Genomic DNA, 25122 nt, shown 5'->3' with positions numbered 1-25122 from the left:
CTCCGTGAGGGTCTTCATGCTGCGCTCAGGGCGCCGCGCCCGCCGGGGTAGCGCGGCCGCCCACCCAGACTTCCACCCCGCCCGAGAGCGGCGCGAACTGCGCGGTCAGCCGGGCGGGGTGCCCGGGGCGGCGCTGCGCGGCCCGCAGCAGGTTCGCGTCCTGCGGCAGCTGTCCGCGCCGGCCCAGCACGCCGATCAGGCAAGCCAGCATGTTGCTGCTCGCGGCGTCCTCGGTAAAGCCCTTCAGGGGACCGAACGCCCGGAAGCTCACGTCCACCCGCCCGGGGCCGCCCAGGGTGTACAGGACGAGGCCCGTCGTGTCGGTGGCGCGGTTCACCCCGCTGATCGCCGCGTCGTCCGGCATGAAGGCGTCCAGTGCCGCCAGCGAGGGCAGCTCTGCGACCAGATTCGGGCGGCCCGTGCTGCCCACCCACGCCGCCAGCCCGGCCAGCCCGGTGGGGGAGAGGTCCGCCTGCACCTCCCGCGCCGTGGCGAGGCCCTGGCGCAGCACCCACTCGCCGCCGCACAGCTGCGCGCTCTGGACCTCGCCCCCCGCTTCCGGGTCGCCCTGCGTGACCTCCACGACGTCCAGCAGACCCGCTCGCGTGTGGAGGGCGCTCAGCGCGGCGATGGCGGCGCTGTCGCTGCTGCCCTTCTCGCGCGTGGGCGTGAAGACCCGCAGCCTCAATCCGGTCGGGTCGGCAGCCTGCACGAACACGCTCAGCGGCGCGCCGGCCGCCTCGGCCCGCGCCTGCTCATCGCCGCCGTCCAGAAAGACCGCCACGCGCTTGCCGCCCACGCCCCCATCGGACAGGGCTCGGTACAGGACGGGAGCGGCGGCGGTCGGGTCGGGGGTCATGCGGGCATTGTGCCGAAGCGTCCCGGGCGGGGTGGGCGGGTGATCTGCACGGGCCGCCTCAGGCGCTGACCCACTCGCGCAGCACCTGTTCCAGGTGGGCGTCGTCCAGTTCGTCCTGCTCGGCCAGCGCCTTGATGTGGTCCGTGACCCGGCGCAGGGCGTCCTCGCCGTAGTGCAGGCCCAGTTCGCGGGCCTTGTAGGCGATGGCGTGCTTGCCCGTGACCTTGCTCGCCGCCTGGATGCGGCGGCCCACGCCGAACACGCCGGGCGGGATGGCCTCGTACGCGCCGGGGTTGAGGTAGATGGCCTTCAGGTGCATCCCGGCCTTGTGGTTGTACGCGAATTCGCCGGTCAGGTAGTTGTTCCAGGGAATCGGCAGGTCCACCATGCGGGCGATCATGCGGTCGAGTTCCGGCAGCAGGTCGAGGTTGTACTTGTCGATCAGGCCCTGCGGGTCGAAGGTGAACATGCGGGCCAGGAAGCCGCCGAGCGGCGTGATGCCGTTGCGTTCCCCGATCCCGAGGATGGTCGTGTCGATGTGGGTGGCGCCCGCCTCGACGGCCTCGTAGGCGTTGCTGACGGCGCAGCCCGTGTCGTTGTGCCCGTGGAATTCGATGCCGCACTCGGCATGGATGACCTTGCGCACCTCGCGGACCAGCGTGTACACCTGCCGGGGCGTGGCGACGCCGACGGTGTCGGCCAGGCCGACGCGGTGCACGCCCAGGTCGGAGACGGCCCTGTACACGGCCATCAGGTCGGCTTCCTCGCTGCGGAAGGTGTCCTCGGCGCTGAAGCGGATCTGGAGGTCCGGGTGGTGGGTCTTGATCCAGCTGATGACCTGCTGGGCGCTGTCGATGATCTGCCCGATGTTCTTGCCGTGACTGAATTCCCGCAGGAACGAACTGGTGCCGAACAGCAGGTCCAGGCCGTCCACGCCGGTATCCACGGCGCGCTGCACGTCGTCCATGTGGCAGCGGACGTGCGTCAGGAACTTGGCCTTCAACCCCAGGCTGGTCAGGCGGCGGATGTCCGCGTGGGTCTGCGCGCTGACCATCGGGGTGGTGACCTCGATGAATTCGGCCCCGAAGGCGTCGAGCGCCCGGGCGATCTCGATCTTGTCGCCTTGTTTGAAGTTCCCGCGTGCGAACTGCTCGCCCTCCCGCAGGGTGGAGTCGATGATCGCCCACGAGGTCGCGGGGATCAGAGGGGCGGGGTGGTCGGTGGTCACGCTGGGGTCCTGGGTCATGGGGGCTGCCTCTTGAGGGGCATTCTGCCTGCCGTGATTGATAAATGTCAAGAAAAATCGCAGATTGGTTCACAAATGAAAAGATGGGCGAGAGGGGGTTGGACTGCGCCACCTGGCGGATGCCCCGCTGACCCGCGCCGTGTAGGGTGGAGGCATGTCAGCCGTCACGGCCCCCACCCCACCCCCAACTGAATCGATCAAGAGCCCGGCGCGCGAGATCGCCAGCATCGCCGTCCCCGTCAGCCTGGAAATGGTCATCCAGCTCGTCCTGACCTTCATCAACCAGATCATCGTCGGCACGCTCGGCGCGGTTGCCGTCGCCGCCGTCGGCCTCAGCGGCAGCCTGGGCTTCCTGTTCTTCGTCACCCTGGGCGCCCTGGGCAGCGGCACCAGCATCCTCGTCGCCCGCCGCCACGGCGCCGCCGACCGGCCCGGCGTGAACCAGACGCTGACCGTCAGCGTCGTCACCAGCGTGCTCGCCGCGGCCCTCCTGACCCTCCCGGTCGTGCTGCTCGCCGGACCCCTCCTGAGCCTCGCGGGCGGCGAGGACGCCGTCACCCGCACCGCCACCCCTTACATGCAGGTCAGCATGCTCGCCCTGATCCCCGGCAGCCTCGCCTGGATCCTCAGCGGCGCCCTGCGCTCCCTCGGGCACGCCCGCACCCCCCTGGTCGCCACCGTCATCACCGTCATCGTCGAGAGCCTGCTGGCGTACGGCCTCGTGTTCGGCGTCGGCCCCCTCCCGCAACTCGGGGTGGTCGGCGCCGCCTGGGCGCTGGTGTTCGCGAACATCCTCAAGACCGCCCTGCTCGCCTACCAGATCTACGGCCCGCGCCACCTCGCCGCGCTCACCCTGCCCGCCCGGGACGCCTGGCGGTCCATCGCCGCGCCGCTGCTGACCATCAGCGCGCCCATTGCGTTTACCGAGTTCGCCTGGAGCCTCGGCGGGTTCCTGTACGCCGCCGTGTACGCCCGCGTCGGCACCGCCGCGCTGGCCGCCAGCCAGATCGTCGGCACGCTGGAAGGCATCTTCATCGTGGGTTCGTTCGGCCTGATGAGCGCCGCCACCGTCTTCATCGGCCGCTCGCTGGGCGCCGGGGACGCGACTGCCGCGCAGCTGTGGCTGGGGCGCATCAGCCGCGCCGGACTCGTCACCGGGCTGGGCTTCGGGCTGCTGTACGCCCTGAGCGCCCTGATCGTCCCCGCGCTGTTCCCGCGCGTCGGCAGCGACGTGCATCACATCGCATTGATCGGCATCCTGATCAGCGCCGCCTTCCAGATCTTCAAGGTCCGGAACATGATCATCGGGGGCGGCGTCCTCCCCGGCGCGGCCGACGGCAAGGGCGTCATCATCGGCGACGTCGTCGGCGCGTTCGTCGTCGGCCTGCCCCTCGCCATCGGCCTGGGCCTCTACTCACCGCTGGGCGTCTGGGGCGTGTTCCTCGCCCGCGGCGCGGAAGAAGTCGTGAAGGTCCTGATCTTCGAATGGCGGCGCCGCCGCATCGACTGGGACAGACTCGCCCGCGACCAGCAGGGCCAGGAAGTGACCGCCCACTGAAACCGGGCTCAGCCCCTCCGCGCCGCCGTGTCCTGCACGCGCGGCGCGGTCCGTCTGTCCCGCACGCGCGGCGTAGCATGGCGCGCATGACCCACAGCGACCCGCACACGCCCCGCCTGCTCACCTGCGACGTGCTGTACACCGGCATGGGCGGCGCGCAGAGTCCCGGCGGGGTGGTCGTGGTGGGCGGGACGGTCGCGGCGACCGGGCACCCGGATACGCTGCGTGCCGCGTATCCCCACGCGCGGGAGGAACGCGCGGGGTCCGTGATCGCGCCGCCGCCCGTGAACGCCCACACGCACCTGGACATGAGCACGTACGAGTTCACGGCCCTGCCGTACTTCCGCTGGATTCCCGAGGTGGTCGTGCCCCAGCGCGAGAAACGCAGCGCCGAGGCCGCCCGGCACGGCGCGGACACCCTGGCCGGGCTGGGCGCGGGCGGCGTGGGCGACATCGTGTACATGCACGCCCCGGACGTGATGGAGACCCTGCTGCCCCGTGAGGACCTGAGCGGCGTCCTGTACTACGAGGTGCTGGGTACCTTCCCAGAAAAGGCCAACGAGATCTTCCGGACCGTGCGCGAACGGATCGAGGGCTGGCGCGCGCAGGAGCGTCCCGGCGGGCCGCGCGTGGGCCTGTCCCCGCACACGCCGCACACCGTCAGCCATCGCCTGATGCGGCTGCTGTGCGACTACGCCGCCGGGGAGGGCCTGCCCCTCCAGATCCATGTGGCCGAGCACCCCGCCGAGCACGACCTGTACACGCGCGGCGGCGGACCCATCTGGGACAACCGGCTGGCCGCGCTGTACCCCGACACCTTCGCGGAGGTCATGGGCCGCGCCCCGGAGCCCGACCTGACCCCCGTACGCTACCTGGACGAACTGGGCGTCCTGAACGCGAAACCCACGCTGATCCACATGGTGAACGTCACCCCGGACGACATCGCGCGGGTCGCCCGGGCCGGCAGCGCCGTCGTGACCTGCCCGCGCAGCAACCACCACCTGGACTGCGGCGTGTTCCCCTGGGCGGCCTTCGCGGCGGCCGGGGTGGAGGTCGCGCTGGGCACCGATTCCGTCGCCAGCGGGGGAAACCTCGACGTGCGCGAGGACGTCGCCTTCGCGCAAGAAGTGCACCCGGGGCTCGACCCGCGCGTGATCGTGCGCGCCGCCGTGAAGGGCGGGCACCGCGTGCTCGGGACCCGCGCGCCCTTCATCCGCCGGGGCGAGGCGTGGGACGAGCGCTACCGCTGGTGACCCGGCAGGGGAGGGGGCGACCGGCGTGCGGCTCGGTCGCCCCCTCCCCCCGTGACGGTCAGTTGCTGACAGCCGAGCAGGTGCCGGTCGCCGTGCGGCCCCCCGTCTTCAGGGTCAGTTCACCCTGGTACGGCTGGGACAGCAGGGTGGTGATGCGGCAGGTGTAGGCCGCCCCGTTCTCGCCGATCCAGTCGAAGCGCAGGGTGCGGCGGACACCGTCGTACGTGGCGATGGTGAAGCCCGCGCGGCCCGTACTGAACGCGTCGGCCTGATCGCGGCCGTTCACGCTGGCGGTGCCGTCGGCGACGTCCACCAGATCGGTGATGTTCACCGACTGCGTGACGGTCCCGCCGTCCACCGGCCCGCTGACCGTCCAGGTCTGCCCGACCGTGAGCGGGCCGGCGGTGCGGGGCCTGGGCCCCTCGGTCTCGGAGTTCGCGAGCAGGGAGGCCAGGGGCGCGCAGGCGCCCAGCAGCGGCAGGGCCAGCAGGGCAGGCAGGACTTTCAGGTTCATGGGCGCAGGATAAGGGCCGCGCATGAGTGACGCGCCTGCCCCCTTCACCGCGCATGGAGCGGACGTTCATGCTCCCTGAGCGAAAACCGCTCAAGTTGCTTACGTGCCCCTCACTGAAATCACGCCGCGCCGCGCCCGGCCCGCGCGTTATACTCGCTTGTCATGTTCCGTGTCCTGAACAAAATGTTCGATAACAACCAGCGCGACGTTGCGCAGATCATCAAGACGATCGTGCAGCCTGTGGGCGCGCTGGAAGAAGAGACCAAGAAGGTCGAAGATCTCGCCGCTGCCTTCATGGATCTGCGCCGCCGCGTCACGGAAGGCGGCGAGTCCCTCGACGACGTCGTCGTCCCCGCCTTCGCCCTGATCCGCGAGGCCGGACGCCGTTCCATCGGCAAGCGCCACTACGACGTGCAGCTCATCGGCGGCTACGCCCTGCACAAGGGCCGTATCGCGGAGATGCGCACCGGTGAGGGCAAAACCCTCGTCGCCACGCTGGCCCTGGCGCTGAACGCCCTTCAGGGGCGCGGCTGCCACCTCGTGACCGTGAACGACTACCTCGCCCGGGTCGGCATGGAGGAAATGAGCCTGCTGTACCGCACGCTCGGCCTCACCGTGGGCCTCGCCAGCCGCGAGATGCAGCCCCACGAGAAACAGGCCGCGTACGCCTGCGACATCACCTACGTCACCAACAGCGAACTGGGCTTTGACTACCTGCGTGACAACATGGCCCAGAGCCGCGAGGCCCTCGCCCTGCGCGCCGACCACCCCCTGAACTTCGCCATCGTGGACGAGGTGGACTCGATCCTCATCGACGAGGCCCGCACGCCCCTGATCATCAGCGGCGCCGCCGAGAAGGCCACCGACCTCTACTACGTGTACGCCAAACTCATCCGCCGCCTCCAGAAGGGCGAACCGGCCGAGCCCGGCGTGCGCACCGAACCCACCGGCGACTACACCATCGACGAGAAGGGTAAACAGGTGCACATCACGGAAGGCGGCATCAGCAAGATCGAGCGCCTGCTGTCCCTGAGCGACCTGTACAGCCCGGACAATATGGACAAGGCGCACATGATCACCCAGGCGATCCGCGCGCGCGAACTGTACCACCGCGAGAAGGACTACATCGTCAACGCCGAGGGCGAGGTCATCATCATCGACGAATTCACCGGCCGCAGCATGCCCGGCCGCCGCTACGGCGAGGGCCTCCACCAGGCCATCGAAGCGAAAGAAGGCGTCAAGATCGAGAACGAGAACCAGACGCTCGCCACGATCACCTACCAGAACTTCTTCCGCCTGTACAACAAGTTCGCGGGCATGACCGGCACCGCCAAGACCGAGGAAAAGGAATTCCTCGACATCTACGGCAGCGACGTCCTGGTCATCCCCACCAACAAGGGCGTGCAGCGCAAGGACGCCGAGGACCTCGTCTACCGCACCAAGATGGGCAAGTACAACGCCGTCGTGCAGGAGGTCCGCGAGATGCACGCCACCGGCCGCCCCGTCCTGATCGGGACCGCCAGCATCGTCACCAGCGAGCAGCTCAGCGACCTGCTGACCCAGGCGGGCATCCAGCACAGCGTCCTGAACGCCAAATTCGAGGCGCAGGAGGCCAGCATCGTCGCGCAGGCCGGCCGCTCGGGCACCGTCACCATCGCCACCAACATGGCCGGCCGCGGCACCGACATCATGCTCGGCGGCAACGCCGAATTCATCCTCGGGGAGGCCATCGAGCAGCAGCTCGGCCTGAGCCGCTACGTGCCCGAAGTCGAGCAATTCATCAAGGCCATCAGCCGCCAGGACCCTGACGCCATGCAGATCGGCATGCAGATTCCCGGCATGAACGAGGACTTCATCCGCCAGGCCATCGGGCTTCAGGCCGACACCCTCACCGACCGCCAGCGCGTCAAGGACCTCGGCGGCCTGCACATCATCGGCACCGAACGCCACGAGAGCCGCCGCATCGACAACCAGCTGCGCGGCCGCGCCGGCCGCCAGGGCGACCCCGGCTCCAGCCGCTTCTACGTGTCGTTCGAGGACGACCTGATGCGCCTGTTCGCCAACGATCGCGTCGTCGCCATGATGGACCGCCTCGGCATGGACGACACCCAGCCCATCGAGGCCAAGATGGTCACCGGCGCCATCGAGAAGGCCCAGGCGCGCGTCGAGGACCGCAACTTCAGCACCCGCAAACAGCTCCTCGAATTCGACAACGTCATGAGCAAACAGCGCGACACCGTCTACGCCCAGCGCCGCGAGGTGCTTCTCGGACCCGACGCGGACGTCGAGGAGAGCACCGAAGGCATGATCGCCGACTTCATCGACCACCAGCTCGCCACGCACCTGCCCATCGAGCAGAGCCACGAGAACTGGGACATCGACGGACTGCGCGCCGCCGTCACCGACGCCGTCCCCCAGCTGGAAAGCTTCGACTTCGAGAGCCTGCGGGGCAAGACCCCCGCCGAGGCGCAGGACACCCTGCTGGCCGCCGTCGCCGACGCCTTCGACACCCGCAAGGAAGAACTCAGCCCCACCATGATGAACAGCCTCTCGCGCTACGTCATCCTGCAGGTCGTCGACCAGCTCTGGAAAGAACACCTGCACGGCATGGACGTCCTGCGCCAGGGCATCGGCCTGCGCGGCTACGGCCAGCGCGACCCCTTCACCGAATACAAGTTCGAAGCCACCACCATGTTCAACGAGATGATCGACAACCTCAAAGCCGACGTCACCAAATTCGTCTTCCGCATGCAGTTCGGCCAGGCCGGGTAAGACAGAGAACAAAACGAGACGCGCACTCCTGGGAACGGGAGTGCGCGTCTTTGCTGTCTCGCCTCTGTACCGGACATCTTGCCTTCAAGCCGCGCCTGGCGCGTGAAATGGCGTGCTCAGCAGCCTGATCAGTGCGGGTAACTCGGGGAGATTCCACCGCAGGGCATGGCACAGCCGCTCCGCGCCGTACCGCACGAGGCTCATGGCCGCCCGGCCATGAGCCTTCACCTTGACCGGAACCTGCGCCTGGAGCCACACGCCCACCCTGAGGCAGCTGATCCAGGCCAGGACGACCAGCCCGAACAGACGTTCCAGCCGGTCCGGGCGGGTGATGCCGGTCCGCTCCACATCGAACCCGCGGACCTTGAGGCTCGCGAACGTGCACTCTACCGACCAGCGAGCCCGGTACAGCACGCAGGTGTCCCACACGCTGAAATCTGTGGCAATGGCCACCAGGTCCCCCGCAGGGGACCTGGTGGCCACGACCTGCATCACCTCACCGTAGACGTACGCCTTCTCAGCCATGCACCGGACTTCTCCAACCTTCAGATCACCGAACCACGCGTCCACGCGCAGCTCGTCGACCACAGCGTTCTTTCGGATGCGAATGGCCCGTTTGATGCCCTTGCGCCTCAGGAAGCGGAACCACTCCCCACCGATGAACTCCCGGTCAGCGACCAGGCCCTTCCAGCGGCCCGCTGGAAGGGCCTTCAGGAGTCGTGAGACCAATTGGATGCGCCGGACCGTGCCGCTGTTGCCGTCGTGATCGAGAGCGGTCCAGACGAGCGGCACCGTGTACCCGTGCAACACGACGCCGAGGACCAAGAGGTTCAGGGGCGACTCGCCACGCTCCCAGGTCGTCCGGTCCATGCTGAGCAGAAGTTTCCCAGGGGGCAGCAGGGCCAGCAGGAAGGCCAGGAACACCGGTCCGGTCAGCTGGGGATCCCGGCACCCTCGTTCCACCCGGCGTTTCTTCGCGTCGAGGGAGCGTGCCCCAGGCAGGTGGGCGCACAGGTCACTCTGGTTCACGCTCCTCGCGGTCACCATCGCGAAGATCACGTCCACGACACGCTGCAGCGTGTCGTGGCGCAGGAAGGGCACGCAGGCTTTGAAATGGCGGGTGAGTTCAGTACGCTGGAGATCGGCGGGTTCTGGGATGGTCACACACCCAAAACACCGCCGTTTGTTGTGCCGATTCGCGACCGATCATACGTTCAGGAATTTTGCGTCCAGCACAGCCTCAACCTGAAGATGTCCGGTACAGAGCTGTCTCGCGATTACTTGGTCGAAGTCCAGGATGATCTGGTCATCCATGTAGGCCAGGACCAGTCGGAGCAGGGTGGCCTGCTGAAATGCGGCGCGTGTGCGCTCGTCGGACTCCCGGTCGATGAGATTGAAGTGGGCCTTGAGAGGCCAGTACCGTTCCTTGTTCGGGGTGTCCCAGGTGGGCTGGGCCGTGTTCAGTCCGGAGAACGTCTTGATCCACACTTCGTCACCCGCGTCGTTCATGAGCCGCGCGCTGAGTGAGGCGAGAGCGTAGGTGGTGTCATCCGGTCCGGGTCCCTGTACATCAAGAATCAGGGGTGCGCGGGTCAGGGGTCCGAATCGGTGAATGGCCGGATCGAATCGGCCCTCTGCCTGGAGCTTCTGTAGGCGCAGGGCTTCCATGTAGCAACTGACCAGTATCTGTTCGGGTGCGCCGTGCAGACGGATGGTGTACCGACCGTCCTCGTAGACCTTGGGCAGGACCCATTTCGTCTGGCTGAGCTGGGGCCAGGTCTGTGCTGTCGTGTGGTCCGGTTGAAGGGCGATCCGGACACCCTCATCGCAGACGGCGTCCAACTGGGGTTGGTCCGGGGGCAGCTGGAGGAGCTGTCGGGAGAGAGTGAAGACGGACTGCCCGATGAAGCCACTCGGCGCGGCGTGAGCGGAGGTCGCGAGCAGGGTACACAGGAGGATGGTGCGGCGCATCATGGGATGTTCAGGATGTATCACAGCCGGTCGTCGGCATGCGGCGCAGGTGCTCTGCTGGAAGAGGAAATGAGAAAATCAGCGCCCCAGTCCTCGTTCGACTGGGGCGCTGTGGGGCTGCTCAGCGGCGGCGTTTGGGGCGCTGCGGGCCGACGCGGCCGGCGCCGGTCCCCGGGGTGTCCTGGCGCTGCTGGGGACGGCCCTCACTGCGTTGCGGGCGCCCTTCGCTGCGCCCACCGCCCTGCTGGCCCTGACGGGGAGCCCCCTGCCGCTGGCCCTGGCTGCCGCCCTGCGCGCTGCGCGGCTGCTGTCCGGCGCCCCGGCCCGGCTGTCCGCCGCGACCCTGACTCTGGCCCTGCCCGCGACCCTGGCCGCGTTTTTCCTGCACTTCGGGGTCGATCTGGCGTTCCTCGGGCGTGGCGGGGGGTTGCAGCGCGGCGGGCAGCTTGCGGCGGATGCCCTGCCACAGGGCGCGCTGTTCGGGCGCCAGGAGGATCAGGTTGGTGCCGTCGCGTCCGGCGCGGGCGGTGCGGCCCGAGCGGTGCACGTGATCCTCGGCGGTGGCGGCGACGTCCAGGTGAATCACGAGGCGCACCTCGGGCAGGTCAATGCCGCGTCCGGCGATGTCGGTGGCGACCAGGATGCGGGACTGCCCGTCACGGAGCGCCTGCATGGTGCGCTCGCGCTTCTTCTGGTCCATGTTCCCTTCGAGCGGGCTGACCTGCTCGCCGGGCAGCAGGTCGCCGAGGTGCTGGGCGCGGCGCTTGACGAGGTGTTTGGTGCGGCTGAACAGCACGACGCAGCCGCCGGGTTCTTTCAGCGCGGCGCGGGTGTGCCGGGCCGCGTCGGTCAGGAGGGCGTCCTTGGTGGTGTGGTGCAGGAGGTGCGTGGCGGTGCTGACCCCGCCCAGGATGTCGCCGGTGGCGTCCGCGCCGGGGGTGGGGGCCACGTCGATGCGCGCGGGGTCGTGCATGAAGCGCTGCGCGACGTCGCGGATCTCGGCGGGGAACGTGGCGGAGGCCATGGCGATCTGCAGCGTGCGGCCCTGCGGCTGCTGGTCGCGGGCGTGGCGCAGGATGTCACCCACGTCGCGCAGGAAGCCCAGCGAGAGCAGCTCGTCGGCCTCGTCGAGGACGACGTAGCGCAGGTTGTTCAGCCGCAGCTCGCCGCGCCCGATGAGGTCCTTCAGGCGGCCGGGCGTGCCGGTGATCAGGCCCTTGCCGGTCGCCTCGCGGGTCGTCTGCCCGGGGGTGATGCCGCCCGTGATGCGCCCGGCGGTCATGCCGAGTTCGGTGGCGACGTCGCGGATCTGCACGGCGAGTTCGCGCGTGGGCGTGATGACCAGGGCCTCGGGCTGCATGCCGCGCGTGGGGCGCATGCCGATGCCGCGCGCGGCGGCGGGGATCAGAAACGCGAGGGTCTTGCCGCTGCCGGTGCGGGCGGTCGTGATGACGTCCCGGCCGTCCAGCAGGGCGGGAATCGCCTGCGCCTGCACGGGAGTGGGCGTGCGGTCGCCCAGGAGGGTCTGCCAGTCGCGCACGGTGGGGGCGGGGGCGGTGCTGGCGGCGGAGGTGCTGCTGGCGCGGCGGGGCGCGCGGGTGTGCTGGGTCATGGGTGATCCTGTCGGCCTGCACGCCGCACAGGTGGGGGCGGGGGCCGTGTCTTGAGGTGAGGCTTGAGAGGCGGGGCGTGCCCGGTGGGCCGACCTGGCCCGGTCGCGCTGAGCGCGTGACCCGTCATCCTGCCACGCGGGGGGGCCACAGGGCAAATCACGGGGTGACGATTCAGGTCTTCCGGTCGGACGACCCGTCCGCCAGAACGCCGCCCGCTCTGTTTGCCGGGCGGCGTTCCGGGCCAGTCCCCAGTTCGGGTTCAGTTCAGGACGCGGTCCTCGGCGTGGGCCGTGGGGGTCCAGTCGGCGCGGAACAGGTGGGTGGCCTCGCCGCGTGCAGGGGCGTACCAGACGCGCACCCCGTGGTCGTGCCCGTGGACGGGCAGCAGGGCCTCCTGCCCGGCGGCGAGTTCCTGCACGGCCTCCCCGGCGGGCGTGCGGACGGGGTACCACGCGTTCAGTCCGGCAGGGGACCAGCCGGCCATGCGCAGCGCGCGGCCCGACACGTTGCGTAGGTGCGCGCCGCGCTCGCTGAGGGTGACGGTCAGCTCCGGCCAGTCGGGCGTGGTGACGGTCTTCCAGCGCGCGGCGAAGGTCAGGGCCGGCGTGACCGGCCAGGGGCGATACGCGGCGGCGGCCAGCAGGCCCGCCAGCCCCGCCAGGAGCAGCGCGGCGCTGACCGCCGTGATCCAGGGGTCGGTGCTGCCGCGCAGGACGTTCACGCCCAGGCCGGTGCCCAGCAGGGTCACCACGAACGGCCAGCCGGGACTGGGGCGGGTGCGGGTCGGCACGAACGCCTGCGGCCAGTACTCGGCGAGCAGCATCAGGCCCGCGCCCACGCCGAACAGGGCGGGGACGTCCAGCATCGGCGCCAGCAGCAGCGCGCCCAGGCCCGGGGCGGCCCAGTACGTCACGCGCGGCGCGAGGCGCATGCGGGCGGCGCGGATCACGCGGCCCAGCCAGTACGCGGCGAGGACGGCCAGCGTGACGGCCAGCGGCAGGCTCAGGCTGTCCACGTGCGCCCCGGGGTCACAGGCTCCCGCCTTTCTTGTGGCGGCCCAGGCCGGCGGCCACGCCGCCCCCCGCGCCGGGCATCGGGGGTGGCGCCGGGGCGTCCGGCCCGGGGAGGGGCGGCGGGGTCAGGACGCCCGGCTGCCCGTGGCGTTCCACCTCGAACGCGAGGTGACCCAGCTCGTCCTTCAGGATGCCGTTCCAGGCGGTCTGCACGGCGTTCAGGCTGCCCGGCATGGCGAACACCACCGCGCCGCGCACCAGTCCGGCCACGGCGCGTGACAGCATGGCCGCGCCGCCCACCTGCTGGTAGCTGAGCATCCGGAACAGCTCGCCGAAGCCGGGGATGGGTTTGGTGATCAGGCTCTCCACGACCGGCACGGTCACGTCGCGGCCCGTGATGCCGGTGCCGCCGCTGGAGATCACGACGGTCGCCTCGCGCGTGAACGCCACGAGGGCCGAGCGGATCTGCACGGCGTCGTCCTTCACGACGCGGTACGCCACGACCTCGTGCCCCTGCGCCTCGATCTCGGCGCGCAGGAACTGCCCGCTGGTGTCCGTCTCGGGCGTGCGGGTGTCGCTGACCGTCAGGATCGCCACCCGCACCCGCCGGGGCGAGGCCTCACGGTGCGAACCGGCCGAACCGCCGGGCTGAACGGGGGAGGGGGTGGGCGTGCCGTCCGGGGCGTCGGTCATGCCCTTCAGGATAGTGGGCGGCGCGCGCGATGCACAGGCACCTGCGCCAGCATTCCGCCGGGCGGGACGGGTCAGTCGCTGGCGTTCAGGACGTGCCGCACCCGCTCGGGCAGGTACGCGCGGTCACTGCGTTTCAGGGCGGCGCGGGGCCGGCTGAGGAGCAGCGTCAGGTACAGCGCCGCCTGCTCGGCCAGGAACCCCTGGTACCCGCCGCCCTCGCCACTGCGGACGCACTCCAGCGCCAGCAGCTCGAGTTGTTCCTCCAGCTGCCGCAGCGCCAGGAACCGCGCGGCCTGCACGCCACTGTTCCCCAGCGTGTCGCGCAGGCCCTCCAGCCGCTCGGGGTGGCGCATGAGCGCCCTGGCGGCGCGGCGCACGTTCGGGTCGTCCAGCGTCAGCGTGCAGGCGCGGCAGGGCTGCTCGCGGCTGGCCTCCCCGCACACCGGGCAGGGCCGGAAGCCCTGTTCCTCGCGCCACTTGCGCGCGCGGGTGATCGCCTCGGCGGCGCGCAGCGCGGCACTCTTCAGGTCGTCCGGAACGTCCTGCACGAGTTCCCGTGCGCGGGCGCGGTCCGGAGCGGGCAGCGGCGCCACCGCCACCGGCGCGGTCGGTTCGCGCACGGTGCCCACCCCGAAACGCAGCTCGGTCAGGGGCGCGTCGGGCAGCAGGGCGTTCAGGGCCTTCAGGAAGTGGTGCCGCTGCATGCTGAGGTGGTGCGCGGTGGCGCTGTCACGCACCTCGATGAACAGCGTGCCGCCCTGCTGCGTGCGGGGCCGCGTGATCCGCGCGATTTCCGGGCCGACCGCCTGCGGCCACAGCAGGATCGCCCGCGCCCGCTGGATGCCGCCCGTGAGTTTCGCGCTGCCCAGCGTGGCCCCCATCAGGTCCCCCAGCCGCAGCGGGCCGCTCATGCGCCGCCCCCGGCGGGTCACGCGCGCACCTCCTCGGCCAGCGGTTCCCCGGGCAGAGGTTCAGCGGTGACCTCCGGCGTGAAGCGGCCCCCGTGCGCGCGCAGGGTCAGGGCCGCGCCGGGGGCGCGCTCGGTGCCCGTCACGATCGCCTGCGGGACGCTGGCTGCCAGGTCCAGCAGGAACGCCCGCCGCCCCGGGTCGAGTTCCGCCGAGAAGTCGTCGATCAGCAGCACGGGCCGCTCGCCGAAGCGTTCCGCCAGGAGTTCCAGTTCCGCGCGGCGCAGCGCTAGCGCCACCGTGCGGCCCTCGCCGCGGCTGGCGTACTCGCTGGCCGGGAAGTCCCCCAGCGTCAGCACCAGATCGTCCCGGTGCGGGCCGGTCGCGGTGCTGCCCCGCGCGAGTTCCTCCGCGCGGCGCGACGCGAGATCCTGCGCGTAGGCCTCAGGCGTGGTGGACTCCGCGAGGCTCAGCGTCAGGCTCTTGCGGCTGCCCAGCGCGGCGTTCGCCTCGGCCGCCAGTTCGTTCAGGCGCACCAGCGCGCGGCGGCGCACCGTCATGATCTCGGTCCCCAGGCGCACCAGGGACTCGTCCCAGACGTGCATCGCCCATTCCTCACCGCCGCGCAGGGCCGCGTTGCGCTGTGACACCGTACGCTCGTACCGCGACAGGACCTCCGCGTAGCGGGCACTCAGGCGCGACAGCAGCGAATCCAGGAACGCCCGCCGCCCCGACGGCGACCCGAACACCAGCTCGCTGTCCTCCGGACGGATCCACACGGCGCTCCCGCGCGGCAGGTCCCCGGTGCGCACGCGCACGCCGTCCACCTTCAGCTGCCGCCGCCCGCGCCCCAGCCCGACCTCCTGCACACTCAGGCTGCCGCTGCTCTCCAGGTCCGCCCGCACGTACGCCTCGGTCTCGCCCTGCTGCACCAGCTGCTCCAGGCGCGTCACGTCCGTCAGGCCGGTCAGGGCCAGGAACGCCGCCTCCAGCAGGTTCGTCTTGCCCGCGCCGTTCTCCCCGAAGACCCCGGTCACGCCCGCCGGGAACAGCAAGGTACACGGGGCGAGATTCCGGTAATTCAGGGTGGACAGCGAATCCAGACGCACCCTCCCATTCTAGGCGACGCGGACTAAAGCATTTGTCATGAAGATAAGGTCTTCATGACCGAGCGAAGCGAGTGAATGTGGCGGAGCAGGACGAAGAATGGAGGCGTCAGGCGTCCTTTGCCCTGACGCCGTAATTCGCAGAACTGCTCTAAACCGCGCGGAAGCCTCCCCCCAATTCGCGCGGGCGGGCAGGGTACGCTGGGCCGCATGACCACCACCCCCCGTCCCGTCCCCAGCCCGGACGACCTGACCGCGTTCGGCGCCGGCCACCTGCCCGGCCTGATCGGCATCCGCTTCACGCACGCCGAGCGGGGACTGCTGCGCAGCGAACTGACCGTGCGGCCCGAACTGCTTGCCCCGAACGGCTTCCTGCACGCCGCGACTGTTGTCGCGCTGGCCGACACGACCTGTGGCTACGGCACCCGCATCCTGCTGCCCGAGGGCGCGCAGTCGTTCACGACCATCGAACTCAAGAGCAACCACCTCGGCACCGCCCGCGAGGGCACCGTCACCTGCGAGGCCCGGAGCGTCCACGCCGGACGCACCACCCAGGTCTGGGACGCCGAGGTCCGCGCGCCGGACGGCAAACTCATGGCCCTGTTCCGCTGCACGCAGGCCGTGCTGTACCCCCGCTGAGGTGCCCGCCGCCCAGCCCTGGCTGACCCACCCCGACCCCCTGACCCGGCAGGTCGCCCGCGCCTACGCGCAGGGCGCGTTCCTGATGGACAACGGGGACGGCGTGCAGTTCTACAGCGTCGAGGAGCGCGCCATCGTGCCCCTGACCGAGGAAGGCGGCCTGCACGTCGCCCGCCGACTGAAACGCGACCTGCGGCACTTCACCTACCGCGTGGACACCAACTTCGACGCTGTCCTCGCCGGGTGCCGCGGCCTACTGCCCGGCAGCCCCCCCCGCGACGGCGAGTGGATCAGCGACGACCTCACCGCCATCTACGGCCACCTGCACGACACAGGCCTCGCCCACTCCTTCGAGGCGTACCGAGATGGGGAACTCGCGGGCGGCGTCCTCGGCCTCGCGCTGGGCGGCGCGTTCATCGCCGAGAGCAAATTCCACCGCGTCACCAACGGCAGCAAGGCCGCCCTCATCGGCCTCGCCGGCCACCTGCACGCCCGGGGGTTCACCCTCCTCGACGCGCAGATCCAGAACCCGCACCTCCAGACCCTCGGCGTCTACGAGATCGGCGCCGACGAGTACACCCGGCGACTCCAGGCCGCCCTCACCACCGACGCCACGCTGTAGGAGAGACGCCATGACCACGCCACCCGGCACCGCGACGAGTACAGGCGTGATCATCTCGTACAGCTCTGCCCTGCCTGCACAGCTTGCAGTGGGTGGGCTCGTACTCCCGCTGTCGGCCCTGGGAGCGCTGCGCTGGCGCCTCCGGCGCCGCGTCCTGCTGATCACCGGAACGGTGACGCTGCTCGTCGCCCTGCTGCTGGCGAGAGGGCTCCCCTGGGCCCCGCCCGCCGCGCTCGCCTCACCCGACGGCGGCGCCAGCCTCACCTGCGCCGCCTCCCCTGGTCCCTGCGGCGTGTGAGGATGACCGTGTGGCCTGGCAGACTCCAGGGCACCGAGGCCCACGCGACCTTGGGTCCCACGTTCACCGGCCCGCCCCTGCCGTGGCCCACGCGGGTGATCGTGCGGGCCGCGCTGCGCGTCCGGGCCTTCCTGCGAGGCACGCGGTGAGCGGCACGCCTGGAAGCCGGACGGTGCCGGTGGTGATCGTGAACGCTGACCGGGGCGCACCGTGGGAGGTCTTCGCCCTGGCGTGCGCGCTGCTGTTCCTGGCGTTCCTCTTTCGCCGGGTGACCTGGGCGCGCTGGGCGCTGACCGGCGCGGCCGTGCTGGCCCTGATCGTGGCGGGCGTCCTGTGGGCGGGCATGGCGTAGCACCTGGAAGACCGGCGAAGGGGAAGCGTGGGCGCGTGCCTGGGCTTCCCCTTCGCCGTGCCCCTGGCCCGCTCGAGCGGCCCCCGGAACATCTTCCTGACGCCGGGCACATGATCCGGCCCCCACGGTCTAAGCCCGGCTTAGGGCGTCAGGGGGTTTTACTCAGACCTGAGTAAAAGAGGGGCGGGCCGCTCGAGGGGCCAGGGCGCGGCCCACTGTCTTCCGGGATCGTCCGGGGGGATGCGGGTTTACGCTGCTGTCTTCCGGGGTTGTCCGGGGGCCAGGGGAGTAGGCCGGGTTTACCCTGTGGCGTATGACGGGGAAGCGGAAGGGCAAGGCCAGTGACCGGCAGGGGGACGTTACGCAACTGCCGTCCGGGCGGTGGCGGTGGCGGGTCCGGGTGACGTACCCGGACGGGACAACGGCGCGCCCTAGCGGGACGGTGAACACGAAGAGGGAAGGGCACGAAGCGATAGCGCGCGCCCTACAGGAAGCGGGGGAAGGGAAGCGGCCCGCGTCCCGGACCCTGACGGTGGGCGAGATGGTCACGGAGTACATGCGCTCGAAGCGGGCCACGTGGGCAGACCGCACGGCCTGGAATAACGAAGCCCTGTACACCCGGCACATAGCGCCCCATCTGGCCCACCTGATCGCGGCGGGCGTCCTGCCGGGCCGGTTGCGTGAGTACTTCGAGCTGCTGAGCGTGGCGCGGCCCGGCGAAGAGGGAATGATGCGGCCCCCCCTGGGGTACAGCGGGCAGAGACAGGTTCACGTCCTCTTGCACGGCGCGTATGCCCACGCTATCGCTGACGGGCTGCTGAGGGACAACCCGGCGCAGTACGCGCGGCCCCTGTCCCCCTCGAAGGGCGGCGCCGTCAAAGAGGCGAAGGTCAAGCACTTCGAGCCGGAAGACCTGGCGCGGTTCGTGACCGTGGCCCTGGGGGACCGTTTCGCCCTGCCCCTGGCCTTCCTGGCGTACACCGGCCTTCGGATCGGGGAAGCGCTGGCCCTGACGTGGGGGGACGTGCGGCAGGATGACACGGGCGCGCCTTACGTCAGTGTCTCGAAGACCCGCAGTGAGTTTGAGGGGAAGTACTACGCGGGCGGGCCGAAGACTTCGGCGGGCGTGCGGCGCGTGTACCTGTCCGGGGACGCCCTGGGGATCGTGGAAGACATGCGGGCGCGCGTGGCAGTCGAGGCGCGGGCACTCAAGTACCAGGGCGCGGGCGTGGCAGAGACGGCCCCGGTGTTCCCGTCAGTGGACGGCCGCCCCATGCGTCAGGACTCGCTGCGCGCCGTGATGCGCCGGACGTGCGAGGCGGCGGGCGTAGAAGTCCTGTCCCCGCACGCGCTGCGCCACAGTACAGGGACGTTCCTGATCTCGAGGGGGGAAGACCCGGTGAGTGTCGCGGCCATGCTGGGTCACGCGCAGGTGAGTACCACCCTGAACATTTACGCGCACGCCCTGCCCGGCAAGCTGCGCGGCCTGGGGTATGAGCTGTCAGACCTTCGGGGGCGGGGCCAGGGGCGGGCGGCGCCGGCACCCCTGGAAGCGCCCACGGTGCCCGGCGGGGGGCCGCTCGAGGTGGAAGGCGGGACCGGCGAAGGGAAGACGCGGGCGGGCGTGTCCCCGGTGCGCCGTGGGGCGGTCAGGAAGGGCGGGCCGCGCCGGAAGGTGTAGGCCAGGGCCAGGGCGTGCGGTCGGCACGCTGGAAAGGCGGGGGGGTGCGGGGGGGCGGTCTGACCGTCCCTCTTCGCCGGTTCCTGCGCCGGTCCCCACCCCTGAACGGCCTGAGTCCCCAGAGTGGGGACGCAAAGTCCCAAAAGTGCGGACACGGAGAAACGCTGTCCTGCACGGTGTTTTCTGGAAGTGAGTCCCCACCCCCGTTTTTCGTGGGGACAGGGTTTTTCTTCGTGTCAGACGGCGTGAAACGGCTTGAGTCCCCAATGTCCCCAGATTTTTCGAGGTATAAGAGCTGGAATCTTTCGGGCGTGTTTTTTTCTGCGAAGAGGACCGGGCCAGGATGACCCGCCCCCCCCTGGCCCGGCGACGGTCGCTGACGGTTCAGGCCGGGGCCAGGGCGGGGGGTCTTCGAGCGGGACCGGGCACGGTGGGGCAGGGTGACCCCCTGAAACGCGGTGGGCCACGTTTGGGCCACGTGGGGCACAGTGGGCCACGTCAGCGGGTGGAAGTAAAACAAGAAACCCCGTCTAGGACGGGGTTTTTCTGGTGGGTCGTGTAGGACTTGAACCTACAACCCGCTGATTAAAAGTCAGCTGCTCTACCGATTGAGCTAACGACCCAGGTGGTTTTGTCTCGCTGCGTGCCGTGTGGGCGCGTTCTCAGCGGGAGTGAGTATATGGGGCGGGTGCCGGAGTGTCAACACCCGCCCCGGCTGCGCTGCGGGGGCGGGTGTCGATGGGTGGGGCTTCAGCGTTTGAGGCTGGGGGGGACGTTGGGCATGCGGGGCGGTTTCATGCCCTTGGCGCCGGGGCCGCTCATGCGCTGGAGCATCTTCATCATGTCCTTCATCTGCTCGTGCATCTTCAGGAGTTTGTTGATGTCCTGCACGCTGTGGCCGCTGCCGGCGGCGATGCGTTTGCGGCGGCGCCCGTCGATGATCTTGGGGTTGCGGCGTTCCTTGACGGTCATGGAGCTGATCATCGCGTCGATCCGCTGGAGCTGCGCCTCGTCAATGTTGAAGCCTTCGGGCAGCGCGCGGCTCATGCCGGGGATGAGCTTGAGCAGGTCGCCCAGCGGGCCCATCTTGCGGATCTGCCGCAGTTGCAGCAGCAGGTCTTCCAGGTCGAAGTCGCCGGGTTTCTTGACTTCCATGGCTTTCAGGTCGGCCTGCTGCGCGCGTTCGATCAGGCCGAGCACGTCGCCCATGCCGAGGATGCGTCCCGCGACCCGGTCGGGGTGGAAGGCGTCCAGTCCGGCGATCTTCTCGCTGGTGCCCGCGAAGTAGATGGGTTTGCCGGTCACGCTGCGCGCGCTGAGGGCCGCGCCGCCGCGCGCGTCGCCGTCCATCTTCGTGATGATCAGGCCCGTGACGTTCACGCGCTGGTCGAAGGTCTGCGCGACGTTCAGCGCCTCCTGGCCGGTCATGGCGTCCACGACGAGCAGGCTCTCGGTGGGCTGCATGACGCGCTGGAGGTCGGCCAGCTGGTCCATCAGCGCCTCGTCGATCTGGAGGCGGCCGGCGGTGTCCACGATCACGAGGTCGCGGAAGTCGGTCTTCAGGTGCTCGTCCACCCGGCGTTTCGTCTCGGCGGGGCTCTCGCCGTCCGCGACCTTCAGGACCGGCACGCCCACCTGTTTGGCGAGGACTTCGAGCTGGTCGCGCGCGGCGGGACGCTGCGTGTCGGCCGCGACGAGCAGCACGCGGCGGCCCTTGCTCTTGTAGTGCGCGGCGAGCTTGCCGGTGCTGGTCGTCTTCCCGGCGCCCTGGAGGCCCACCATGAACCAGACGTTCCCCTCGGTCTTCAGTTCCGGCTGGATGGTCTTGCCACCCAGCGTCTCGATCAGTTCGTCGTGCACGAGTTTCACGACGGTCTGCCCGGCGGTCAGGCTGCCTTCCACGGACTGCCCGACGGCCTTCTCGGAGACGCGCGCCACGAAGTCCTTCGCGACGCCGAAGTTCACGTCGGCTTCCAGCAGCGCCATGCGGATCTCGCGCATCGCGGCCTTGACCTGCGCCTCGGTCAGCTGGCGTTCCTTACCCACCCGGTCCAGGATGTCCTGCAACTTGTTGCCCAGGGACTCAAACATGCTGTCACGCTACCACGCAGCCCCGCAGGCGTCTGTGACGCGCACGCGGGCTGTTACGCTGCGCGGCATGGGCAAACTCGTGCGTGACCGCATCCCGGACCTGTTCAGCGGGCAGACCCGCACCCTGACGGAGGGGGAGTACTGCGCCGCGCTGCGCGCCAAGCTGGAGGAGGAGGTCGCGGAGTACCTCGATTCCGGCGACGCCGAGGAACTGGCGGACGTGCTGGAAGTCCTGCGGGCCCTGGCGGCCCTGCATGGTCTGAGCCCGGAGGAGCTGGAGGCACTGCGCCGTGCGAAGGCGGACGCGCGGGGCGGCTTCGCGGGCCGGGTGTGGTGGACGCCAGCCTAACGCCCGTTAGGCAGGCCGCGCTATGCTGCGGCCATGCAAAGAGCAGTGATCGTCGCGGCCAGCCGCACGCCCACCGGGAAGTTCCTGGGCAGCCTCGAGAGCGTCAGCGCCGTCGACCTGGGCGCCGCCACCCTGCGTGAAACCCTGCGCCGCAGCGGCCTGGACGCTGGCCTGATCGAGGAAGTCATCATGGGTCAGGTCGTGCAGGCGGGTAGCGGGCAGAACCCCGCCCGGCAGGCCGCCCTGAAAGCCGGACTGACGAACGAGGTCGGCGCGCTGACCATCAACAAGGTGTGCGGCAGCGGCCTGAAAGCCGTGATCCTCGCCGCGCAGAGCATCCGCGCCGGGGACCAGCACGCCGTCCTCGCCGGGGGCATGGAATCCATGAGCAACGCCCCGCACCTGCTGCCCGGCGCGCGCAAGGGCTACCGCCTGGGCCACGCGCAGGTCCTCGACGCGAACACCCAGGACGGCCTGTGGTGCTCCATCAACGACGAGGGCATGGGCCTGACCGGCGAACGCGTCGCCGAGAAGTACGCCATCACCCGCGAGGAGCAGGACGCCTACGCCACCCAGAGCCACCGCCGCGCCATCGCCGCGCAGCAGGAGGGCCGCTTCGCCGAAGAGATCGTCCCCGTGACCGTCAAGGGCCGCAAGGGCGACACCGTCGTGGACACCGACGAGGGCCCCCGCGCCGACACCAGCGAGGAGACCCTGGGCCGCCTCAAACCCGCTTTCAAGAAAGACGGCAGCGTCACCGCCGGGAACGCCCCCGGCCTGAACGACGGCGCGGCCAGCCTGATGGTCGTCAGCGCCGACTTCGCCCAGGCCCACGGCCTGACCCCCCTGGCCGAGATCATCGACTACGCCACGGGCGGCCTCGCCCCCGAATGGGTCATGATGACGCCCGTCCCCGCCACGCAGAAACTCCTGACAAAACTCGGCTGGCAGGCCGGTGACGTGGACCTCTGGGAACTGAACGAGGCGTTCAGCGTCCAGAGCCTCGCCGTCGCCCGCGAACTCGGCCTGGACCCCGCCCGCGTGAACGTGAACGGCGGCGCCGTCGCCCTCGGCCACCCCATCGGCGCATCCGGCGCGCGCATCCTCGTGACCCTCCTGCACGCCCTGAAGCAGCAGAACAAGGAAACCGGCATCGCCACGCTGTGCATGGGCGGCGGCAACGGCCTCGCCCTGGCCGTCAAGCGGGTAGGCTGAGCACCATGACGACCCTGTGGATCATCGAGAGCACCTACCTCAAACCCGCCGACGAGATCGCCCAGGTCACCCCCGCTCACCGCGAATGGCTCGACCAGCACTACAAGAGCGGCGTGTTCCTCACCAGCGGCCGCAAGGTCGACAACACTGGCGGCGTGATCGTCGCGCAGGCCGACACCCTGCAGGAGCTCGTGGACCTGTTCGACCACGACCCCTTCGTCCAGTCAGGCTGCTCCCGCTACAAGTACACCGCCTTCAACCCCGTCAAACGAGGCAAAGCCGTGCAGCTCGAGGGCGTGCCGCTGGTGGAGTAATGGCGGTTTTTATTTCGACGGAGAGTAACGACATCTCCCTCGCCAACATCGTATTTGAGAGCCTCCGCGACGAGATGGTGGCACACGGCGAGGACGCTGCCCTCAAGTTGATTCTGGAAAAGGCGCAACTGTCCTATCTGCTGGAACTCGACCCGTTAACGTCCGAGCAGCTTGTAGCCGTTGCTGCTGGGGTGACGCGTCTTCGGTGGAAGGCCGAGGCGCAGGGAGCCGCGCCAGAATTACTTGAGCATTTGAAACGGGTCAGGGAATTCATCCTGACGCAGGGAGTCAATCAATGAAATTCGGAGTGATCGGAGCTGGACAGATGGGCGGCGGCATCGCGCAGGTCGCCGCGCAGAGTGGATTTACCGTGGTCGTGCAGGACGTGAAGCAGGAATTCCTGGATCGGGGCCGCGCCGTGATCGAGAAGTCCCTGGCGAAACTGCACGAGAAGGGCCGCCTGACGGACGCCCCGGACGTGATCCTGGGCCGTATGGAGTTCACGACCGACCTGAACGCGTTCGCGGACTGCGATCTGGTCGTGGAGGCCATCGTGGAAAACGAGGGGGTGAAGGCCGACCTGTTCGGGCAACTGGGGCAGATCGTGAAGCCGGACGGCATCCTGGCGAGCAACACGAGCTCTATTCCGATCACGGCGCTGGCGAGCGCGTCGGGCCGCCCCGATAAGTTCATCGGGATGCACTTCATGAACCCGGTGCCACTGATGCAACTCGTGGAGGTCATCCGGGGCTACAGCACCAGCGACGAGACCGCGCAGTTCGTCACGCAGACCGCCGAGCGGATGGGGAAGACCCCGCTGAGCTGCAACGATTTCCCCGGGTTTGTCAGCAACCGCATCCTGATGCCCATGCTGAACGAGGCCATCCAATGCGTCATGGAAGGCGTCGCGGAGCCCGAGGCCATCGACGGGATCATGAAACTCGGCATGAACCACCCCATGGGTCCCCTGACCCTGGCGGACTTCATCGGGCTGGACACCTGCCTCGCCATCATGGAAGTGCTGCACAGGGGCCTGGGGGACGACAAGTACCGCCCCAGCCCGCTGCTGCGCAAGATGGTGCAGGCGGGCCTGCTGGGCCGCAAGAGCGGGCAGGGCTTCTACACGTACTGACCTGACGACGGCTTCAGGCACCCGGGGCGCCCTCTGGAGGCAGCCCCGGTTTCATGTTAGAACGCAGCATGTTGAAAACCCGCTGGTTGACCGCCCTGACCGCCGCCGCTGCCCTGACGTCCCTCGCCACGCCCGCCCAGGCCGCCGATCTGCGCCTGAGTGCGACCAGCAGCCTCGGCCTGTCGTGCGGTGTGGCCGGCGCCCGCGCGGGCGTGCAGGAGGGCCGCTTCGGGGTGTACGGCGAGGGTGCGTACTGCCGCTCCGGGGTGGAGGGTGAGGCCGGCTCTGCGGCCTTCGGCCTGGGTGCCACGTTCGATCTGTTCAGCACGAACGGCCTGACCGGGTACGTCGTGGCGGGGGCGAACCTCCAGGACGGCAACCCGGTCGTGTACGGCGGCCTGGGCGCGCGCTACGGCCTGGAACTCTTCCCGGTCGAGGGTTTCGCGGAAGTCGGCGTGCAGCGCCTGTCGACCGACCTGCTCGTGATTCCCGGGCCGAGGGTGACGGTCGGGTTGACGTACCGCACGTTCGTGGGGCCGCTGAGCAGTCTGGTGGCGGCGCCCGCCGCTGCGGCGGGTGAAGGGGCCGCCGGCTCAGGGGAGGGCGCCCCGGCGCAGTGCAGTGTCTCCCCCGAAGAGGACCGCGCGGCGGCGCGGTCGGCGGCCAGCCGCGCGGCCACGCGGGCGCTGTCGGCGGCGGCCGGGTCCTACTCGGCCGGATTCTCCAGTTTCACGTATCAGGTGAACATCTCCAGCGTGACGATCAACGGAAATACAGCGGTCGCGACCGGCTCGATCACCATCAATCTGGTCAGCCGGGGCAGTGGCACGCGCTCCAGCGACACCTACCCGGGCACGGTGACCCTGGTGCGTGACGGCTGCGGCTGGCGCGCCACCGGCTACACGCGCGGGTAAGAGGGGCAG

At 69.8% G+C, this 25122-nt stretch carries 25 protein-coding genes and 1 tRNA gene; 14 read left to right on the top strand and 12 right to left on the bottom strand.

Annotation, left to right across the window (positions count from 1 at the left end; translation table 11 throughout):
- Positions 1-25: 25 nt before the first annotated feature.
- Positions 26-859: a PhzF family phenazine biosynthesis protein gene (locus tag AUC44_RS09485; protein WP_062158403.1), complete on the bottom strand. Its 834-nt coding sequence runs from the start codon at positions 857-859 to the stop codon at positions 26-28.
- Positions 860-917: 58 nt separating this feature from the next.
- Positions 918-2105, bottom strand: a complete 1188-nt coding sequence (gene lysS, locus AUC44_RS09480) for a homocitrate synthase (protein WP_062158402.1) — start codon at positions 2103-2105, stop codon at positions 918-920.
- Between the two features lie 154 nt (positions 2106-2259).
- On the opposite strand from lysS, the gene AUC44_RS09475 reads away from it, so the two are divergent.
- Entirely contained in the window at positions 2260-3663 is a 1404-nt protein-coding gene (locus AUC44_RS09475; protein ID WP_062158401.1) for an MATE family efflux transporter, read from the top strand.
- A gap of 86 nt (positions 3664-3749) precedes the next feature.
- Positions 3750-4916, top strand: coding sequence for an amidohydrolase family protein (locus tag AUC44_RS09470; RefSeq protein ID WP_197408527.1), 1167 nt, complete (start codon positions 3750-3752; stop codon positions 4914-4916).
- 58 nt (positions 4917-4974) lie between these two features.
- On the opposite strand, the gene AUC44_RS09465 is transcribed toward AUC44_RS09470, so the two are convergent.
- Positions 4975-5430 (bottom strand): hypothetical protein, encoded by a 456-nt coding sequence (locus tag AUC44_RS09465; RefSeq protein WP_062158399.1) that lies wholly within the window; start codon positions 5428-5430, stop codon positions 4975-4977.
- Between the two features lie 162 nt (positions 5431-5592).
- Here AUC44_RS09465 and secA point away from each other — a divergent pair, with 162 nt between their 5' ends.
- Entirely contained in the window at positions 5593-8202 is a 2610-nt protein-coding gene (gene secA, locus AUC44_RS09460) for a preprotein translocase subunit SecA (RefSeq protein ID WP_062158398.1), read from the top strand.
- Positions 8203-8286: 84 nt separating this feature from the next.
- Here the strand turns inward: secA and AUC44_RS09455 are convergent, their stop codons facing one another.
- The 7 genes from AUC44_RS09455 to recF all read right to left on the bottom strand — a co-directional run bounded on the left by AUC44_RS09455 (position 8287) and on the right by recF (position 15509).
- Entirely contained in the window at positions 8287-9249 is a 963-nt protein-coding gene (locus AUC44_RS09455) for an IS4 family transposase (protein ID WP_062159777.1), read from the bottom strand.
- 159 nt (positions 9250-9408) lie between these two features.
- Positions 9409-10176 carry a hypothetical protein gene (locus AUC44_RS09450; protein WP_062158397.1) on the bottom strand — a complete coding sequence of 256 codons (768 nt, stop codon included), beginning with the start codon at positions 10174-10176 and terminating at the stop codon, positions 9409-9411.
- A 118-nt stretch (positions 10177-10294) separates the two neighbouring features.
- On the bottom strand, positions 10295-11785 hold the full coding sequence (locus AUC44_RS09445; RefSeq protein WP_062158396.1) for a DEAD/DEAH box helicase: 1491 nt from the start codon (positions 11783-11785) through the stop codon (positions 10295-10297).
- Between the two features lie 260 nt (positions 11786-12045).
- Positions 12046-12801 carry a hypothetical protein gene (locus tag AUC44_RS09440; protein ID WP_082689015.1) on the bottom strand — a complete coding sequence of 252 codons (756 nt, stop codon included), beginning with the start codon at positions 12799-12801 and terminating at the stop codon, positions 12046-12048.
- 13 nt (positions 12802-12814) lie between these two features.
- A complete protein-coding gene (locus tag AUC44_RS09435; RefSeq protein WP_062158395.1) occupies positions 12815-13492 on the bottom strand; it encodes a MogA/MoaB family molybdenum cofactor biosynthesis protein in 678 nt (225 codons plus the stop codon).
- 71 nt (positions 13493-13563) lie between these two features.
- Positions 13564-14373 carry a DciA family protein gene (locus tag AUC44_RS09430; protein WP_062159775.1) on the bottom strand — a complete coding sequence of 270 codons (810 nt, stop codon included), beginning with the start codon at positions 14371-14373 and terminating at the stop codon, positions 13564-13566.
- Between the two features lie 47 nt (positions 14374-14420).
- On the bottom strand, positions 14421-15509 hold the full coding sequence (gene recF / locus AUC44_RS09425) for a DNA replication/repair protein RecF (RefSeq protein ID WP_062158394.1): 1089 nt from the start codon (positions 15507-15509) through the stop codon (positions 14421-14423).
- Positions 15510-15716: 207 nt separating this feature from the next.
- Between recF and AUC44_RS09420 the strand changes: the two genes are divergently transcribed.
- From AUC44_RS09420 to AUC44_RS09405, 5 genes are all read left to right on the top strand, one after another.
- Positions 15717-16145 carry a PaaI family thioesterase gene (locus tag AUC44_RS09420; protein WP_062158393.1) on the top strand — a complete coding sequence of 143 codons (429 nt, stop codon included), beginning with the start codon at positions 15717-15719 and terminating at the stop codon, positions 16143-16145.
- A gap of 1 nt (position 16146) precedes the next feature.
- Complete coding sequence (aat, locus tag AUC44_RS09415; RefSeq protein ID WP_062158392.1) at positions 16147-16767, top strand: leucyl/phenylalanyl-tRNA--protein transferase; 621 nt, start codon at positions 16147-16149, stop codon at positions 16765-16767.
- 10 nt (positions 16768-16777) lie between these two features.
- The gene (locus AUC44_RS09410) at positions 16778-17065 is read left to right on the top strand and encodes a hypothetical protein (RefSeq protein ID WP_157445269.1); all 288 of its coding nucleotides are present in this window, start codon (positions 16778-16780) and stop codon (positions 17063-17065) included.
- Between the two features lie 181 nt (positions 17066-17246).
- Positions 17247-17417: a hypothetical protein gene (locus AUC44_RS16505; protein WP_157445267.1), complete on the top strand. Its 171-nt coding sequence runs from the start codon at positions 17247-17249 to the stop codon at positions 17415-17417.
- 541 nt (positions 17418-17958) lie between these two features.
- The gene (locus AUC44_RS09405) at positions 17959-19098 is read left to right on the top strand and encodes a tyrosine-type recombinase/integrase (protein ID WP_231724405.1); all 1140 of its coding nucleotides are present in this window, start codon (positions 17959-17961) and stop codon (positions 19096-19098) included.
- Positions 19099-19645: 547 nt separating this feature from the next.
- Here AUC44_RS09405 and AUC44_RS09400 read toward each other — a convergent pair.
- Both AUC44_RS09400 and ffh read right to left on the bottom strand, forming a co-directional pair.
- Positions 19646-19721: transfer RNA gene (locus AUC44_RS09400), tRNA-Lys, on the bottom strand.
- A gap of 127 nt (positions 19722-19848) precedes the next feature.
- Entirely contained in the window at positions 19849-21189 is a 1341-nt protein-coding gene (gene ffh / locus AUC44_RS09395; RefSeq protein WP_062158389.1) for a signal recognition particle protein, read from the bottom strand.
- Positions 21190-21256: 67 nt separating this feature from the next.
- Here ffh and AUC44_RS09390 point away from each other — a divergent pair, with 67 nt between their 5' ends.
- The 6 genes from AUC44_RS09390 (at position 21257) to AUC44_RS09365 (ending at position 25113) form a co-directional block, all read left to right on the top strand.
- Complete coding sequence (locus AUC44_RS09390; RefSeq protein WP_062158388.1) at positions 21257-21538, top strand: nucleoside triphosphate pyrophosphohydrolase; 282 nt, start codon at positions 21257-21259, stop codon at positions 21536-21538.
- A 33-nt stretch (positions 21539-21571) separates the two neighbouring features.
- The gene (locus tag AUC44_RS09385; protein WP_062158387.1) at positions 21572-22753 is read left to right on the top strand and encodes a thiolase family protein; all 1182 of its coding nucleotides are present in this window, start codon (positions 21572-21574) and stop codon (positions 22751-22753) included.
- Between the two features lie 5 nt (positions 22754-22758).
- A complete protein-coding gene (locus tag AUC44_RS09380) occupies positions 22759-23067 on the top strand; it encodes a YciI family protein (RefSeq protein ID WP_157445265.1) in 309 nt (102 codons plus the stop codon).
- Complete coding sequence (locus AUC44_RS09375) at positions 23067-23366, top strand: hypothetical protein (RefSeq protein WP_062158386.1); 300 nt, start codon at positions 23067-23069, stop codon at positions 23364-23366. The genes AUC44_RS09380 and AUC44_RS09375 overlap by 1 nt, the downstream gene beginning before the upstream one ends.
- The gene (locus AUC44_RS09370) at positions 23363-24199 is read left to right on the top strand and encodes a 3-hydroxyacyl-CoA dehydrogenase family protein (protein WP_062158385.1); all 837 of its coding nucleotides are present in this window, start codon (positions 23363-23365) and stop codon (positions 24197-24199) included. The genes AUC44_RS09375 and AUC44_RS09370 overlap by 4 nt, the downstream gene beginning before the upstream one ends.
- 68 nt (positions 24200-24267) lie before the next feature.
- A complete protein-coding gene (locus AUC44_RS09365) occupies positions 24268-25113 on the top strand; it encodes a hypothetical protein (protein WP_062158384.1) in 846 nt (281 codons plus the stop codon).
- Positions 25114-25122: the final 9 nt, after the last annotated feature.

Source organism: Deinococcus actinosclerus, assembly GCF_001507665.1.
Taxonomy (GTDB): domain Bacteria; phylum Deinococcota; class Deinococci; order Deinococcales; family Deinococcaceae; genus Deinococcus; species Deinococcus actinosclerus.
Note: the sequence above shows the minus strand (reverse complement) of the source record. Positions and strands in the feature narration are given on the sequence as shown.